Raw genomic sequence first — 834 nt, 5'->3', positions numbered from 1 at the left:
CCGGCAGAACCAACTCCGCCTTGACGAGACCGCGCATGACTTTCGATTTTGATCAGCTGTTCGACCGCCACCACACTGGCAGCACCAAGTGGAGCCGCTACCCGGCCGATGTGTTGCCGATGTGGGTCGCTGATATGGATTTTGCCGCGCCGCCGGTCATCGTCGAAGCCTTGCAACAGCGCCTGCTGCACCCGTTGCTCGGTTACAGCGTGGCCCAGGACAACCTGCGTGAAGCGATCGTCGCCGACCTGTGGAACAAGTATTCATGGCAGGTCAAACCGCAGGAGCTGATCTTCCTGCCGGGCGTGGAATCGGGCTTCAACATGGCGCTGAAGGCTTTGGTCCAGGCGCAGCAGAATGTCGTCGTGCAAGTGCCGAACTACCCGCCGCTGCGCCATGCACCAGGGCATTGGGGCCTGAACAAGGTCGAGCTGGAATTCAACGCCCAGGCCGATGGCACCTACGCCACGCCGCTGGACGCACTGCGCGAGTCGCTGAAAGGCGGCGGCGCCCTGCTGTTGAGCAACCCGCACAACCCGCTCGGCAAGGTCTTCGATCGCGAAGAATTGCAGGCAGTGGCGGATATCTGCGCAGCGCAGGACGCGTGGATCATCTCCGACGAGATTCACGCCGAACTGTGCTTCGACGGCCGCGTGCACATTCCCACCGCATCGCTGAGCCCCGAGATTTCCAAACACACGATCACCCTGATGTCGGCGAGCAAGGCCTACAACATCGCCGGCCTCAAGACCTCGTTCATGATCATCCAGGACGCCGCCCTGCGTGAGCGCGTCAACCACGCTCGCTGCGGCATGGTCGACAGCGTCAACCCGC

General features: G+C 62.5%; 1 protein-coding gene. It reads left to right on the top strand.

Features of this window, described 5'->3' with window-relative positions; all coding sequences use genetic code 11:
- Positions 1–35: 35 nt before the first annotated feature.
- On the top strand, positions 36–834 hold a 799-nt coding region (locus OQK_RS01090), incomplete at its 3' end, for an aminotransferase class I/II-fold pyridoxal phosphate-dependent enzyme (protein WP_016770732.1).

Origin of the sequence: Pseudomonas sp. R62 (assembly GCF_000257605.1) — a bacterium.
Classification (GTDB): Bacteria; Pseudomonadota; Gammaproteobacteria; order Pseudomonadales; family Pseudomonadaceae; genus Aquipseudomonas; species Aquipseudomonas atacamensis.
This window is presented reverse-complemented; position numbering and strand designations above follow the sequence as displayed.